Origin of the sequence: Pseudomonas sp. MH9.3, assembly GCF_034354675.1 — a bacterium.
GTDB lineage: Bacteria > Pseudomonadota > Gammaproteobacteria > Pseudomonadales > Pseudomonadaceae > Aquipseudomonas.
Genome location: NZ_CP133785.1, coordinates 87697 through 102622, shown reverse-complemented (window position 1 = coordinate 102622; position 14926 = coordinate 87697). Strand labels below are relative to the sequence as shown.

The 14926-nt window shown below is 59.6% G+C and carries 12 protein-coding genes; 6 read left to right on the top strand and 6 right to left on the bottom strand.

Annotated elements, in window-relative coordinates; genetic code table 11:
• Window positions 1–98: 98 nt before the first annotated feature.
• The 5 genes from RHM60_RS00435 to codA all read left to right on the top strand — a co-directional run bounded on the left by RHM60_RS00435 (window position 99) and on the right by codA (window position 4893).
• On the top strand, window positions 99–1178 hold the full coding sequence (locus tag RHM60_RS00435; protein ID WP_322213246.1) for a patatin-like phospholipase family protein: 1080 nt from the start codon (window positions 99–101) through the stop codon (window positions 1176–1178).
• An 89-nt stretch (window positions 1179–1267) separates the two neighbouring features.
• Window positions 1268–1624: a 6-carboxytetrahydropterin synthase QueD gene (gene queD / locus RHM60_RS00430; RefSeq protein ID WP_003237990.1), complete on the top strand. Its 357-nt coding sequence runs from the start codon at window positions 1268–1270 to the stop codon at window positions 1622–1624.
• An 84-nt stretch (window positions 1625–1708) separates the two neighbouring features.
• A complete protein-coding gene (locus RHM60_RS00425) occupies window positions 1709–2149 on the top strand; it encodes a GNAT family N-acetyltransferase (RefSeq protein WP_322213245.1) in 441 nt (146 codons plus the stop codon).
• Between the two features lie 162 nt (window positions 2150–2311).
• Window positions 2312–3580, top strand: a complete 1269-nt coding sequence (gene codB, locus RHM60_RS00420; protein WP_322213244.1) for a cytosine permease — start codon at window positions 2312–2314, stop codon at window positions 3578–3580.
• Window positions 3581–3645: 65 nt separating this feature from the next.
• Complete coding sequence (codA, locus tag RHM60_RS00415) at window positions 3646–4893, top strand: cytosine deaminase (protein WP_209980883.1); 1248 nt, start codon at window positions 3646–3648, stop codon at window positions 4891–4893.
• On the opposite strand, the gene RHM60_RS00410 is transcribed toward codA, so the two are convergent.
• Genes RHM60_RS00410 through RHM60_RS00395 form a run of 4 tightly spaced genes read right to left on the bottom strand, consistent with a single transcriptional unit; the run spans window position 4890 to window position 10676 of the window.
• Window positions 4890–7034: a lipase family protein gene (locus RHM60_RS00410; protein ID WP_322213243.1), complete on the bottom strand. Its 2145-nt coding sequence runs from the start codon at window positions 7032–7034 to the stop codon at window positions 4890–4892. The two genes, codA and RHM60_RS00410, sit on opposite strands and share 4 nt — an antisense overlap.
• 15 nt (window positions 7035–7049) lie before the next feature.
• Window positions 7050–7829, bottom strand: coding sequence for a hypothetical protein (locus RHM60_RS00405; RefSeq protein ID WP_322213242.1), 780 nt, complete (start codon window positions 7827–7829; stop codon window positions 7050–7052).
• Window positions 7822–8658, bottom strand: coding sequence for a DUF4123 domain-containing protein (locus RHM60_RS00400; protein WP_322214562.1), 837 nt, complete (start codon window positions 8656–8658; stop codon window positions 7822–7824). The genes RHM60_RS00405 and RHM60_RS00400 overlap by 8 nt, the downstream gene beginning before the upstream one ends.
• Window positions 8658–10676 carry a type VI secretion system tip protein VgrG gene (locus RHM60_RS00395; RefSeq protein WP_322213241.1) on the bottom strand — a complete coding sequence of 673 codons (2019 nt, stop codon included), beginning with the start codon at window positions 10674–10676 and terminating at the stop codon, window positions 8658–8660. Before RHM60_RS00395 ends, RHM60_RS00400 begins: the two co-directional genes overlap by 1 nt.
• A gap of 574 nt (window positions 10677–11250) precedes the next feature.
• Between RHM60_RS00395 and RHM60_RS00390 the strand changes: the two genes are divergently transcribed.
• Window positions 11251–12402, top strand: a complete 1152-nt coding sequence (locus tag RHM60_RS00390; protein ID WP_322213240.1) for an MFS transporter — start codon at window positions 11251–11253, stop codon at window positions 12400–12402.
• A 393-nt stretch (window positions 12403–12795) separates the two neighbouring features.
• On the opposite strand, the gene RHM60_RS00385 is transcribed toward RHM60_RS00390, so the two are convergent.
• Both RHM60_RS00385 and RHM60_RS00380 read right to left on the bottom strand, forming a co-directional pair.
• The gene (locus tag RHM60_RS00385; protein WP_231421647.1) at window positions 12796–13713 is read right to left on the bottom strand and encodes a type III secretion protein; all 918 of its coding nucleotides are present in this window, start codon (window positions 13711–13713) and stop codon (window positions 12796–12798) included.
• A gap of 231 nt (window positions 13714–13944) precedes the next feature.
• Window positions 13945–14883, bottom strand: coding sequence for a type III secretion effector protein (locus RHM60_RS00380; protein WP_209980871.1), 939 nt, complete (start codon window positions 14881–14883; stop codon window positions 13945–13947).
• Window positions 14884–14926: the final 43 nt, after the last annotated feature.

Genomic DNA, 14926 nt, shown 5'->3' with positions numbered 1-14926 from the left:
CATAAGAAAAATCTCAACGTCACTCTGTTTATTCCGGACACACGCGTTATGGTTGGCGTTTTTCGCGAGCGAACTCGCTCCTTCAGTTCGAGATGTGTATGGCCGCTATTCATGTCAAGTTTTCCGCCCTGACCCTCAAGGCGGGTAAACGCGCATTCACCCGTATCCGTGAGCAAGGCCTTGGGCCTGCCGAGGTCGGCATCCTGCCGGGCGCAGCTGGCGGCCCCAAGGCTTTGGGAATCCAGGGTCTGGACCTGGCGCTGTTTGGCGACTGGCTGCGCCGTACACCGCGTGAGCGCGCACTGATCGGCGCGTCCATCGGTTCCTGGCGGTTTGCCAGCGCGTGCCTGCCCGACCCGGTGCAAGGCCTGCTTGATCTCGGGCGTCTGTATAACGAGCAACGGTTTGCCAAAGGCGTGACCCTGTCCGAGGTCACCCGCAGTTGCCAGCGCATGCTCGACGATCTACTGGCCGGCCGCGATGCACAGGTGCTGGACAATCCCGACTATCGGCTGAACATCATGGTGGTCAAAAGCCACGGCCTGCTCGCCGATGACCACCGCGGACGGCTGGGGCTGGGCCTGTCGTCGGTGATTGCCGACAACCTGCGCGCTCGCGCACGGCTGTCGCGGCATTTCGAGCGGCTGATCATCCACGACCCGCGCCAGGCGCCGCCGGTGCACCCCTTGAAGGATTTCCCGTCGCGCTTCATTGCGCTGGGTGTGGGCAACCTGCGCCAGGCGCTGCTCGCCTCCGGCTCGATCCCCATGGTGATGCAAGGCGTGCGCGACCTGCCCGGCGCAGGCGCAGGCACCTACCGCGACGGCGGCCTGCTGGATTACCACCTCGACCTGCCCTACAGCGGTGATGACATCGTGCTGTACCCGCACTTTACCGACCGGGTCATTCCAGGCTGGTTCGACAAGGGCCTGCCATGGCGCCGCAGCAGTCAACAGGGTTTGCAGGATGTGTTGCTACTGGCGCCCTCAAAGGACTACCTCGCTCGCCTGCCCCACGGCAAACTGCCTGACCGCAGCGATTTCAAGCGCTTCATGGGCGATGACGCCAGTCGCCACAAATACTGGCAAACCGCGATGAGCGAGAGCCAGCGGCTGGGGGATGAGTTTCTGCAATTGGCGGATAACGGCAGGCTGGGCGAGCGGCTGCTGGCCCTCTAAAACGGCACGAGCGAGGGACGGTGTGCGCAGTGCGGGGTCAAGCTGTTAAACTCGCCGCCTGCCAGATACCTGACCGAGCCGAAAATACCGTGGAAATCTTCAAAGAGTTTACGTTCGAATCCGCCCATCGCCTGCCCCATGTACCGGAAGGCCACAAGTGCGGGCGCCTGCATGGGCATTCGTTCAAAGTGGCGATCCATCTCAGCGGCGACCTGGATCCCCATACCGGCTGGATTCGCGACTTTTCGGAGATCAAGGCAATTTTCAAGCCGCTCTACGAACGCCTCGACCACAACTACCTCAACGACATCCCCGGCCTGGAAAACCCGACCAGCGAAGTGCTGGCAAAGTGGATCTGGACCGAACTCAAACCTCTGCTGCCGGAACTCAGCGCGATCCGCATCCATGAAACCTGCACCAGCGGTTGCATCTATCGCGGCGAGTGAGCGGTTGATGAATGGAAAGCCACCTGCGGGTGGCTTTTTTGTGCACGGTCACATACCAGTCATTTTTCGACGGAGCCCGAAACAATGATACGCCCCGCTACCGCCCACGATGTCACTGCCATTGAATTCATTGTCCAGGCCGCCTACGCGCCCTACATAGAGCGCATCGGTCGTAAACCCGGCCCGATGCTGCAGGACTATCACCAACGGGTTGCCTGCGGCGGGGTGCATGTGCTGGACGATGGCGGGCGGGTTCAGGGCTTTATCATCCTGGCCGTTGCCAGTAATGCGCTCTTGCTGGATAACCTCGCCGTCGACCCGAATGCCCAGGGCCTCGGGTTCGGGCGGCAGTTGATGGACTTTGCCGAGCAACAGGCTGTTCAGTCGGGCGCTACGAGCATCGTCCTCTACACCAATGAAGCCATGACCGAGAATATCGCGCTCTACACTCGCAGAGGCTATGTAAAAACCCATCATTGCGTCGAGAACGGCCTGCGCAGGGTGTATATGAGCAAACAACTCTGACTCAGCTAACGATCCAATGTGTCTCACTGCTGCACCGCTTTCGCGCTGGGTGAGCACCGGTCTTTCAGATGGCTAAAAGTACGGTGCAGTGATTATTGACCGCCTGCCGGTTTGGCACGCGCGGTGCAACACACCTGCGTCAACCATCAGGGAGCAAGGCACATGACGCAGCACGAACCGGGCAACGATTACCCTCTCAGCGAGGTCCCGCTGCATGCGCGCAAGGGCTTGGCGTCCACCGCGATGGTGCTGTTGGGGTTCACCTTTTTTACCGCGACCATGTTTGCCGGCGGCAAGCTGGGTGTGGCGTTCAGCTTCGTCGATATGCTCGGTGTCGTGGCGTTGGGTAACCTGCTGTTGGGCATCTACGCTGCAGGACTGGGATACATCGCGTTCAAAAGCGGCTTGAACTCCGTGCTGATGGGCCGCTTCTGTTTCGGCGAGGTGGGCAGCAAGCTCAGCGACCTGATTCTCGGTTTTACCCAGATCGGCTGGTATGCCTGGGGTACCGCCACGGCAGCCGTGGTACTGGGCAAATATTTCGCATTGAGCCAGGGCAGCGTGCTGGGTTTGATGGTGCTGTTTGGGCTGGTGTTCTGCGCGACGGCATACGTGGGGTATCGCGGCCTTGAGATCCTGTCGTATATCGCGGTGCCGGCGATGGGCATTCTGCTGTGCCTGTCGATGTGGGTGGCAACGGTACAGGTCGGCGGGCTGGATGGCCTGCTGGCGGTGGTGCCGACGGGTGAGTTGAACCTGTCCACGGCGATCACCCTGGTGTTTGGTACCTTTGTCAGCGGGGCGACCCAGGCCACCAACTGGACGCGATTTTCCCGCTCGGCCAGAGTCGCGGTGCTGGCCAGTCTGATCGGATTCTTTGTCGGCAATGGCTTGATGGTGTTGATCGGCGCTTATGGCGCCATCGTCTATCAGCAACCTGACGTGGTTGAAGTGTTGCTGCTGCAAGGCTTTGCCATGGCGGCGATGGCCATGTTGCTGCTCAACATCTGGAGCACTCAGGACAACACCATTTACAACTTCGCCGTGGCCGGTTGCAACCTGTTACGCACTCGCCGCCGCAAGACCGTGACCCTGGCCGGCGCAGTGATCGGCACCTTGCTGGCCTTGCTGGGCATGTATGACATGCTGGTCCCGTACCTGATTCTGCTGGGCACCGTGATCCCCCCGATAGGAGGAGTGATCATGGCAGACTTCTTCTACCGCTATCGTGGCCGTTACCCGCGCCTGGCCGTCGCCCGCCTGCCCGCCTTCAACTGGCCGGGACTGGCGGCATATGCCGTCGGCACCGTGCTGGCGTTCAGCTCGCCCTGGGTGGCGCCACTGGTGGGGATAGTCGCCGCGTCCCTGACCTACATGCTGCTCACCGCCGTACTGCACGTACGCGAACCACTGGCTGACGCGCAGGCATGAGCCTTACCCTTGCCGATGGTAATCTGTCGGCCGCCTGATTGTTTTTAGCCAAGAGGAACTTGCCCATGCACATCATCAATGCCCGCCTGCGCAACCGTGAAGGCCTGCATGATCTGCACCTGGAAAATGGCCGGATTGCCAGCATCACGGCACAGACCGCCGTGCCTGGGTTAACAGCCCACGACCTGGACGCCGCCGGCAATCTGGTGATACCGCCCTTTGTCGAACCGCATATCCATCTCGATGCCACCCTCACGGCCGGCGAACCACGCTGGAACATGAGCGGTACGTTGTTCGAAGGCATCGAGTGCTGGGGCGAACGCAAGGCCACCATCACTGAGGAAGACACCCGCACGCGTGCCCGCAAGACCATCCAGGCCCTGGCCGCCCACGGTATCCAGCATGTGCGCACCCACGTCGATGTCACCGACCCGGACCTCACCGCGCTCAAGGCCATGCTGCAGGTGCGCGAGGAAAGCGCGCACCTGATCGACCTGCAAATCGTCGCCTTTCCCCAGGAAGGCATCGAGTCCTACCGCAACGGCCGTGAACTGATGGAAGAAGCCATTCGCCTGGGGGCCGATGTGGTCGGCGGTATTCCGCACTTCGAGTACACCCGTGACCAGGGCGTAAGCTCGGTGAAATTTCTGATGGACCTGGCCGAGCGCACCGGCTGCCTGGTGGACGTGCATTGCGACGAAACCGACGACCCCCACTCGCGCTTCCTCGAAGTGCTTGCCGAAGAAGCGCGCAGCCGCGACATGGGTGCCCGTGTCACCGCCAGCCACACCACGGCCATGGGCTCCTACGACAATGCCTACTGCGCCAAACTGTTCCGCCTGCTGGGGCATTCGGGCATCAGCTTCGTGTCCTGCCCCACCGAAAGCATTCACCTGCAAGGGCGCTTCGACAGTTTCCCGAAACGCCGTGGCGTTACGCGCGTCAACGAACTGCTGGAGGCCGGCATGAACGTGTGCTTCGGCCAGGACTCCATCGTCGATCCGTGGTACCCGCTGGGCAACGGCAACATCCTGCGCGTATTGGAAGCGGGCTTGCACATCTGCCATATGCTCGGCTACCGCAACCTGCAAAGCGCCCTCGATCTGGTCACCGACAACAGCGCCAAGGCCATGGCCCTGGGTGACCGGTACGGCCTGGCGCCCGGGCGGCCGGCCAACCTGCTGATTCTCTCGGCAGACAGCGACTATGAGGTAATTCGCAGCCAGGGCCTGCCGCTGTACTCGATCCGCAATGGCAAGGTGCTAATGAAACGCCAGCCCGCGCAGGTGGAGTTTTTGCACGCTGCGGGCTAGACGATCGAGTCGATATCCAGCGTATGCGCCCTCCCTCGATCATCGAGGGAGGGCGGCGGAATGCTGGCAACCTGGGACAATGCGCGGTTCTCGCGATGGCTGAACCAACGTTTAAGGCAGGGTTGCAGATGCGGCGCGTCGGCATGACTGCCATAGACGTCGCGCGCATCAAGGCGGCGCCAGCGCAAGCTCTGCAGGCGCTCGCGGCTGGTGCGCAAGCGGTCGATTTCGGCACTCAAGGCCTGGCTGAGTGGGTGCGCGTGACTGCGCTGGTTAGTCGGCCGACGACGATCAAGTTCGCGGTTCCTGTTGCGCAGTTGCTGGCCCATATGCTCAAGCGCTCGGTCGATCCATTCGAACTCCCTCGGCGTGACCAACGTACCCTGGCTCTCCAGGGTCTGCTGCCAACGACGCAAGGTGGCCCAGGCGGCCGGTATGTAACTGGCAGTCATGAAATGCTGGCTGGCCTGAAATAGCTGTTTCAGCAGGTTGTCACGCGCGGGCATGTCACCGTACAGCTGCAGCGCGCGATTGCAGGCCGCTTCCTGGATGGACTCACAACCGGGTTTCCACAACACCGAAGACTGCGTGCCATCCGGCAGCTTGATCGGCATGAAATGCTGCTGTTCGCCATGATGCTGATAGGGGTCGCCACCCACGCGCACCAGCCCGGCGGCGAACAACAAGCCGCCGGGTCCGGGGGCACTGAACAATGCGACAGCACCGGGAATCCACAGCTTGGCAGTGGTGTTCATCCATGTGGCCGGGACACTGGGCACTGGGTCGTTGTGGTTGACGATGCGATGGTGCACCAAGCTGGACGCGCCGGCGACGAACTCGGAGTCGGCTGCGCGGGGGGCGCCGTAAGTGTAGAGGAGTGGGTTGTAATCTCGGTCAGGGACGCGACGCAGCCCTTCAGCCAATAGCAAGGCAATTGCGCCGCCCAGGCTGTGACCACAGATGACAATGCGCTGGTCTTTGTGAAATCGAAATAGATAGTCCAGTACATGGTTATGCATGGCTTGAAATGCTTGGTAAAACCCTTGGTGAGCTTTTCCAACCCCTTCGACAAAGGGCACTTGATGAGCATCTGCATCGCGCAAAGCATCCGCCCCACTGGCCGTGCCACGCACTGCGACAAGCACTACCTCATCGTGATGACAGATAAAAGCCTGAGTGTCGGTGCCGAATTCAGCATCGTTGAAAAAGTGAAGTCGCTGCGGACTTTCACCAGCGGAGTGATTCCGCTCATACAGTTTCGGATCAAAAGGCAAGATCTCAAAACGCTTGGAGTAAGCCACGTTTTCGTACAGTGGATAAAACCGCTGCACTTGCGCTGGGTCGAACTTCCAGGCTTCTCGGTAGCAGGACAAATGCTCTACGAACATATTTCCGATACTAGGGTTGAGCGGGAAGCTGACCGTTTCTTCTGAACCGGATGTAAGGTCTTGGCCGAACTCGCAATAGCTTAACGTCGCCATTAGAGCTAACTGGTAAAGGTTCAACGCGCAAAATTGATCACCCGTGGAAATGACAGGCCGCAGCGCTCGCAGAGGCCGAACCTCCAACACCGTGAATTTTTTTGGAAACAGCACCAACCCGTCGAGGAACAATTCTGGAGGGCCAAAGCCCAGCTCTGCCATCATTTTGAGCGCATGCCGCATCGGACGATTAGTGCGCGCCGATATTGGCGGCAAGTGAGCACGGTGCCGTACCAGATCACTGACTTCGACCTGATAAAAATGATCCGCTTTTTTTTGCGCAGGGTTACGCTCGATAAGGGGATCGTCTTGATCAAGAAACAGTGTCTGCTCTGCCCGCACTTGAAGCTCAGTGATAGGCAGTGCGTAATCGGCTCGCGTCCCAAGCCACTGATAGGGCATTAAGTTACCCGAATAAGAATCCCCCAGCATCAGGACGACAGGGCCACAGAAAAAACCCTCAACCCTGGCAAAGCCGTCCCCATTCAAACGACCTTTATATTGCCTGCCAGCACTGTCATTGATGGTGTAGGCCAACCCACCATAACGTTGTCCACTTCCCGCTGTATCAACCAGGCAGAAGGTCAACCAATCTCCGCTTAATGCACAAGCGGGCATCTGACTACTGAAGAATTGCTGCTTCCATGCATCCTGTCCCATGAATGTTCTCCTTAGTTAATAACAAGTCGGATAAATACTGCAAAAGCGTCCATCAGGCATTTTGAACCTCTTGAAGTCAGTGACATTGCCGCGACAAAAGCCGAACACGTCATCCTGGCTTTCCCCCATACACCGCCTCCAGCCGCCTGGGACGCTTACCCAGTTATCACCATCAGCGGGTGATTCTTCCTCGCTGAGTGCCCATGTCATCCTCAACGTCCGGCCAGCTAATCCGTCGCGAGTTACATATCCACCTGGCCGCTCAGTTGTGATTTGACCGCCGTCATCCAATGATCTGCAACGCAGCCCCTTGATCAAGGCATGTGCATAACCAACCGTTCGAAATACCCACTGGCATTGCCCATGAAGCTCCAGTACTCCCGACTCAGGCATCGGAGATGTCCAGGCCTCACCGTTATCGCGAAAATAAATGATCGCGTAATCTCGTCCAATATCCGACCAGCGCGTTCCCCATCTGGCATTGAGTGCGAAAACAAGCTCGCGCACTACCAAGGCACAACCGTCCACGCTCTCCGTCAGCGGCACATCGAAACTCACTCTATTAGCTACCGGCTTGCTGGCGGCCTTGAATATTTTCAACTCAGGCCGTTTACCCATTCTTTTGGGCAGCTTGCAGGTTTCACCGGGTGCAGGTGTATAGGTGGCGTCCCCTAGAGCAGCAAATCCGGCCGGCAAATCCAACTCCAACGTAAAGCGCTCCGCCGTCCTCCCCGCACACCCATAAAGCCCCGCCATCACAAAAACAAATAACGTCGCTCCCACCCACCTATTCATCCTCGCACCCCGCCCTGCGCCACTGCCCAGCGACCCGTTCAAAATGCTCTCCCGGCGTCTCGCCGGTTCTCGGTTGCCAATGAACAATGCTGCCTCGCGTCGCTTCCTCCAGCCTGCGCACCACCAGGAATTCCAGTTGCTCCACCCCACTCCATTGCCAGGCGCGTGCCTGTTCCAGTACTTGCGTCAACCAGATTCGGGGGTCCTGAAATTCAAACAGCGCAGCAAGGTTTTCGCTGTGTTCGGCCAACAGGTAGCGCAGGATATTGCCGTGCAGGATCGCTTCGGACTGTGGGTTGGGGACGGTCAGCCATGGGGCCGGATCAGGCACCGGGTAGTCTCCGGGGGCAGGGTTCTCGGCTTGTTGCCAGGCGCCTTCATGCCAGTAGCACACGCTGATCATAGGGCCGAGAAAGGTCGGCCAGTGTGCTTTCGGTAAATGGGCCAGGGCACGGGCGAAGGTGCGACTGTCGTGGAAACGGTAGAGCGCCTGACTACCAGCCGGCCCCATGATCAACCGCTCGCGCCAGTGTCGCGCCAGGCTGGTCAGGTCTTCATCGGGCAGGCTCCCCAGCCAGCCCCAATGGCCCTCGGGATGTTGCAGCAGCTCAACCAGAGCGGGTTCATTCAGATGCTCCAACAGCAGGATCACGGGACCTGAGTCTGCCAGCTGCGCTGCAACGGTCTCGCTGTACAGGCTGCGGTAGTAAGGCGGCTCACGCACGGCCAGCAGTGGCTGACGCGCACGGTTGCTTCCCTCGAGTATCAGACACAGACGCCGTCCCGCCTGTTGTTGCCTGACCATCCATTCGCTGGGCAGGTTCTCCATCATGCAGCCCTCCCGAGCCTGTCGCACAGGCCTTCGCGGCAGCGTTCACAGAGTGGGCAAAAATCCGCGTCCAGTTTTCGAGCCAAACGCATGATGGCGCCCTGTGCCGTGGAGATACTCGCAGCCGCCGCCGGCATGGCGCTGATCGAGCGCGTGAGGGACGGCGCACCGCCCGGGATGATTGGCCGGCTGCTGAAGATACCGCCGGCCTGGATCACCAGGTGTTCGCCTCCGGCCTTCAGACTCAGTTGCGCCCCCGCATCAATCACCAGGCTGGCACCGGCCTTGAGATGCAGTTGCTGCCCGGCCTCGATCACCAGGGTCTGGCCGACACGGGTCAGGCTGTCGCCCTGTACATCGAGGTGATCGTGCGCCTCGAGCACCACCTTGCGATCACCCACGACATGGCAATGATCCTCGCTTTCCAGGCGCACCGAATTCACTCCGCGAATGACTTCACGCCGCTCGCCGGCCACCTCAAGGCGACTGTCATGCCCGACCTGTTGTTCCAGGTCACGCTGGGCGCGCAGGAAGATGAGTTCCTCGCCGCGCCGGTCTTCGAGGTGCAACTCGTTGGCGCCATCGCCGCCGGGTGAGCTGCAACTGCGCAACACGCTGCGCGTCTTGTGTTGTGGCAACGGGTAGCTGGGCAGGTGTGATGCATTGGGCAGGCAGCCGTTGACAAGCGGCCGGTCCGGATCGCCTTCCAGGAACGTCACCAGCACTTCCATCCCCACCCGTGGAATCATCATCGCGCCGAAGCCATCACCTGCCCATCCCGACGCCACCCTCACCCAGCAACTGCTCTTGTCGTCGGTCTTGTCCAGGCGATCCCAATGAAAGCGGACCTTCACCCGGCCATAGGCATCGCAATGCACATCCTCCCCGGCGGGCCCGGTCACTGTCGCGGTCTGGCTGCCGTTGATGGTTGGCCTGGGGTGTTTGAGGGGCGGTCGGTGTACGGCGCGCCAGGGTGTCGCGGTGAAGCGGTTGCGATAACCACGGAACTTGCCAGCCTCGACGACTGCTTCCTCCAGCACCTGCGGTTGATAACCTTCATGGCGCACCGACGTAAGCAGCCACAAGTCATTGCAGTCCGGGTCCGGGTGGTCCTGCAACGGCAGGAAGTGACCGCTGCGCAGCGCAGGTTGATCACTCCTGCCCAGCACCCGATGCCGATCGCTTTGATGGCGCTCCAGGCCCCGTCGCGCCAATTGCACACCCCGTGCATGGCCGGTAAAGCCTGCGGGGTACCGATAGTCCTGATGGGGTTGCGCGCCGGTATCCCCGGCGGTGTCCTGCAGGGACAGCGAAGGGTGCTCGAAATCATGATCACGGCGCACGGTTTGCTGGCTGCGTGTCGCCAGCCGCCGGTCGAAACGCTGGACCACCGGAGCGCCCTGATGCATCGGGTCGGCTGAGGCGCTGTAACGCTGCGCGGGCAGGCGCTGAAACACCGTCTGGTCATCGCCGAATACCAGTAGATGATTGTCCGCAGTGTGGCGAAAGTGGAAATGGATGCCCTCCTCCTCGCACAGCCGCTGGATGAAATGCAGGTCGGTTTCTGCGTATTGCACGCAGAACTCGCGCGGCGGATACACCACCGGGCCAAGCTCAAAGACATAGGCGTCGGCGAGGATGCCGTGGTGTTCGAGCACCGCCGCAATGATCTGCGGCACACTGCGCAGCTGGAAAATCCTCTGGTCGCGGCGGTGGGCCAGGCACGCCAGCCGCGGTGCCAGGGTGAGGCGGTAGCGCGTGAGCCGTGCACCCGGGTCATCGCGACCGACGCTGTAGACCTGCCCATGCAGGCCTTCATCGACTTCGCCCAGGCACAGGAAGACTGGTTGATGAAGCAAGGCCTCCAGGTCAATAGAGGCGTTTTCGCTGACTAACTGAACCTGAATAAAGTATGGCTGATCAATGGCCTCAGTGCCCTTGAATGCCAATACCTGAAAGTCTGTATCCAGCCCTGGAAAGATTAATTTACACCGTGAAGAAACAAACGCATCAGCCATCTTGGGTAACCGCCAATCAACTTCCTGATTGAAATGCTTTTCCTCGTCAGTCCCCGCTGGGTGGCGAAAAAAAGTGCCTGAACGCCCTGAAGCTTAGCGATTCCAGAGGAAATTCGGCCTTTCAAAAATAAAAAAGAAGTTTCGTACGACGAGGATGGAAGTGTCTTTTACAAGATAATAAAAAAGACCAACAGACTGATTGCTATCAATAAGAAATTTCGTACGTTAGTTCGTAGGCAGATAACTAACATGCTGTAGTCACATGCCAAGCAAGTGTCGATTTATCACAAAAAACCGATCCTGTGGGAGGTGCACTGATAAGAGTAATCCCTGCGGGAAATCCGGGGTTCAGCCTTTCCCCCGGGGACTACACCCCTTCAAGACCACCTCCCATAGGCTCGATAGCCTTTCTGTGGTCAGTAACGTGCTGAGCGTTCCCGCATTTGTAAAATAATATTCGCGACCGGCGCTTTTAGCCCCGAATGGCGACGCAAGCACGCTCGCTCGGGACGGCCTGATGTGCAAGGATGTCGCGCAGGACATCGTTAGTTGAACGTCAAACCAAGGACTCTGCATGACTGCCATCCCCACCCCAGCGCCCGTGGTTCCCGGCCGGCTGGAACAAATGTCGACACGCATCGCCTTTTTTATCGCCGGCTTCGGCATCGCGGCCTGGGCCCCTATGGTGCCCTATGCCAAGGCGCGCGCGAACCTCAACGAAGGCACGCTGGGCCTGCTGCTGTTATGCCTGGGCGTGGGGTCGATCCTCGCCATGCCAATGGCGGGCGTGCTCGCATCACGCTATGGCTGCCGCCGCGTACTGACGGCGGGTACGATCATGATCTGCCTGGCCTTGCCGATGCTGGCCACGGTCAGTTCTATACCGCTACTGATTGCCGGGTTATTCCTGTTCGGCGCGGGCCTCGGCGCGGTGGACTCTACGGTCAACCTGCAAGCGGTGATCGTTGAGCGCGCCAGTGGCAAGACCATGATGTCAGGCTTCCATGGGTTGTTCAGCCTGGGAGGCATCGTCGGCGCGGCGGGTGTCGCGGGCCTGCTGGGGCTCGGCTGCTCGCCATTGCAGGCGACGCTGGTGGTGATCGTGATCATGGTCCTGGCGCTGCTCAAGGCCGGGCCGCATCTGTTGCCTTACGGCAGTGAAAGCTCCGGACCTGCGTTTGCCATTCCCCATGGCGTGGTGCTGTTTATCGGCTGTCTGTGTTTTATCGTGTTCCTGGCCGAAGGCGCGGTACTGGATTGGAGCGCAGTGTTCCTCAGTGCCGAACGCGGCCTGGATGAAGCCTATGCGGGCCTGGGCTACGCAGCCTTTGCCTTGACCATGACCGCCGGACGCCTGACCGGTGATGTGATCGTGCGTCGTCTGGGCGCAACGCGTGTGATCGTGGTCGGCGGCGCGCTGGCGGCGGCCGGCATATTCCTCGCGACACTCTCCCCTGCCTGGGAAATGGCATTGCTCGGTTATGCGCTGGTGGGCGCCGGCTGTTCAAACATCGTCCCGGTGCTCTATACCGCAGTCGGCAAGCAGACCGTAATGCCGGAACACATTGCCGTGCCGGCCATCACCACGCTGGGCTATGCAGGGATTCTGGCGGGCCCTGCCGTGATCGGGTTCATTGCTCACGGCAGCAGTCTGGCCACCGCCTTCATGCTGATCGGGACTCTGCTGGCAGGGGTAGCGGTCAGCGGGAAAATACTGCGGGCATGATCACGTGCGACGGGAAAACAGGTTCCGTAAGCTGGCGAGCAGTGAACTCGACAAACCGGATTCAGACTTCTCCGTGAGCGCTCTCGAACCTTTATGAAAGTCCTCGGTAGTAGGCGCCTTGAAGCTGAATTTAGGCGTGGACGTGAGGTTGAGGCCCTGCGTCAGAGACTTGTCCTGTTTTTTGGCCTCACATGCAGCAGTCAGGGGTACTACGGTGTACTGGGCGTGACGAGATTCAACGGATGTCGAGTTCATGATCCAGACCTGATCCAGTAGTTGAAGACACCCATCGGCACACTCCTACCGATGGGGTGTCTTATTCGTGGCAAACCGCCGCAAATGGTTCCCTCCTGACCGCTCCAAACGTTTGTAAAGGGGCTCCGCCAACTGCCATCAACGCGCCTTGCGCTCTGCGTCCTGCTCAAGCCAATGATCAAGGCTCGTATTGCTGAGATAGCCCTGCGGACACATCGGACCAAACAGCAGCGCGGCGTTGGTGCGCTCCAGAGAGGGCATCAATTCCGGTCGAGTGAACAGATTCTTCGCCATGTACACGCAGCGCTCGCTGTATTTGGGTCTGGGCATGCCTGTGAACGGATCGACTACAGGCACTGCGTGCCGATCGACCTCGTAAGGGTCCAGCATCACCTCCTTGAGCGCCGCGATTGCCACATACTGGCGAGCGCCAAAGAAAAACTTTCGATCCTTCGCCGGCTCGCGCAATTGCTCGAACAATTCCTTAAGAGCCAGCACCACCTCGTGATTACCCTTGCCATGAAACGGATCCTGGCTGAATACCTGCGGTGAACTGCTGCCCTGCATCGCCGAAGCGGCGATCTTGAGGCTGTCGCGGGTGATGTCGCCATCGCGGGTCAAGATCGCATCGGTCAGTCGCGGGCGCTTGAGGATTTCCCCCACTGTCGGGCTCAGGCGGCTGCGCTCGTCGCAATCGTCATGGGGCTCTGCCGCGAACTGGTGCAGTGATGACAGGGTCAGGCGGCCCTCCTTCAGGAAGGGGCACAACAGGTAATAGTCTTTTTCCAGTGCCGAGGCCAACTGGCTGTCCGTCGTTGCGCAGCCGATGGGAGAAGTCCGCGCCCGCACATTGGGGAGATTCTGCAAACCTCGGTGATGCAGCACGGATAATGATCCGCGCAACCGTGAAGACTGACGAGGCGTTTCGGCCGTTAAAGGCGTCCGGCTTTCACCCCAGGCCTCGGGGGGCGATGCCGGTGTTGCCACGGCTGACCGCATAGCCGTTGTATCCAGCGCTGAAGGCCGTGCGTAAGGTAATGCGCCCTCGATACTCATGAGCTATCTCCAACTTTTTCAAATATAGGCCTGCCTGGTGAGCATCAACTTGATGAGCCCGGTCATCGAGTAAACTCAGGTCAGGCAAACACCTGATATGTGGCTGGATGAGAGGGACAGTTCCGAACGTTCGAAAAACACCAATGACAGCATGTAAAAAACGTTGCGCCCTGGCGGGCAGCCAACCCGTTACCCAGGCGCCACGTACGGTGGGTGGCGCCGGGGCAACAGTCAGCGAGACAAGTGGTAGAGCGCTGACAGCATGAGAGTGTCGCCGCCGGACCCGAGTTGAAAGGCATTGATGTTTTCCAACAACTGAGAACGCTTGAGGATTTCACGGGCCATCTGAATCAGGTCATCCTGATGACCTTTACCCATCAGAGGTTCGGCAGCCCACCTTGCCAGATCGCTGATACGGAGGTCCTGCGCACCCGGCGATTTCAATTCGTTGAAGTGCTGGAATATCGATCCGACCAGCTCTTTATCGCCTTTGTACTTGAAGTAAGTATCGCCCCGGCTGACGGCGGCCAGGTCTTGCAACCTGATCAGGCCATCCTGCGCACCCGTGAATTTATCCTGATCGAGACCTCTCATGAGCGCCGGGCGCTTGAGCATTTCTCTGGCCAGAAGGATGTTCTGGTTCATGACCGGATCGCTGGTCCAGGCTTTTTTCGCCATCGTTCGAATACTGTCGAAGCTGACATAACTCGGCTTCTTCGGGTCTCTGAAGGCGTCGAAATTATTGAACAGCATTTGCGCCAGCTGTTCGTTATTCTGCGTCGACAAGCCCGCAAGCAGGGGTGGCCGGGCGAACCCTAACAGGCTCATCAAGTTACTGACCATTGCCAGCAAACCCCACATCGAAGGCGCAGGGCGCTGAGGCTCGGCGGGCTGATGCTGAATGTGCGCTGTCGTTTGCGCTTGACCGAAAACCGGTCCGGCCTGGTTTTGATGGAAGTGAAAGCTCACATTGGCCATTTTCTGCCCATTGACGGACGGCGCAGCAGGCGAAGAGCGTTTGGCCGCTTCCTCAGGCCTGGCGTTAGCCTGGGAGTGGCTATGGAAGGATGAAGTGGATACGGATGGATCAGTCGTCGATACCGACATGGGTTTCTCCAGTGAACGGGGGCGGTCTGCAGCCGAGAGATCCGACCTGCGGTCGAAACGCATCAACTGACCTCCTGTGTGGCGCATCGGTCGGAATCGGTTCCTG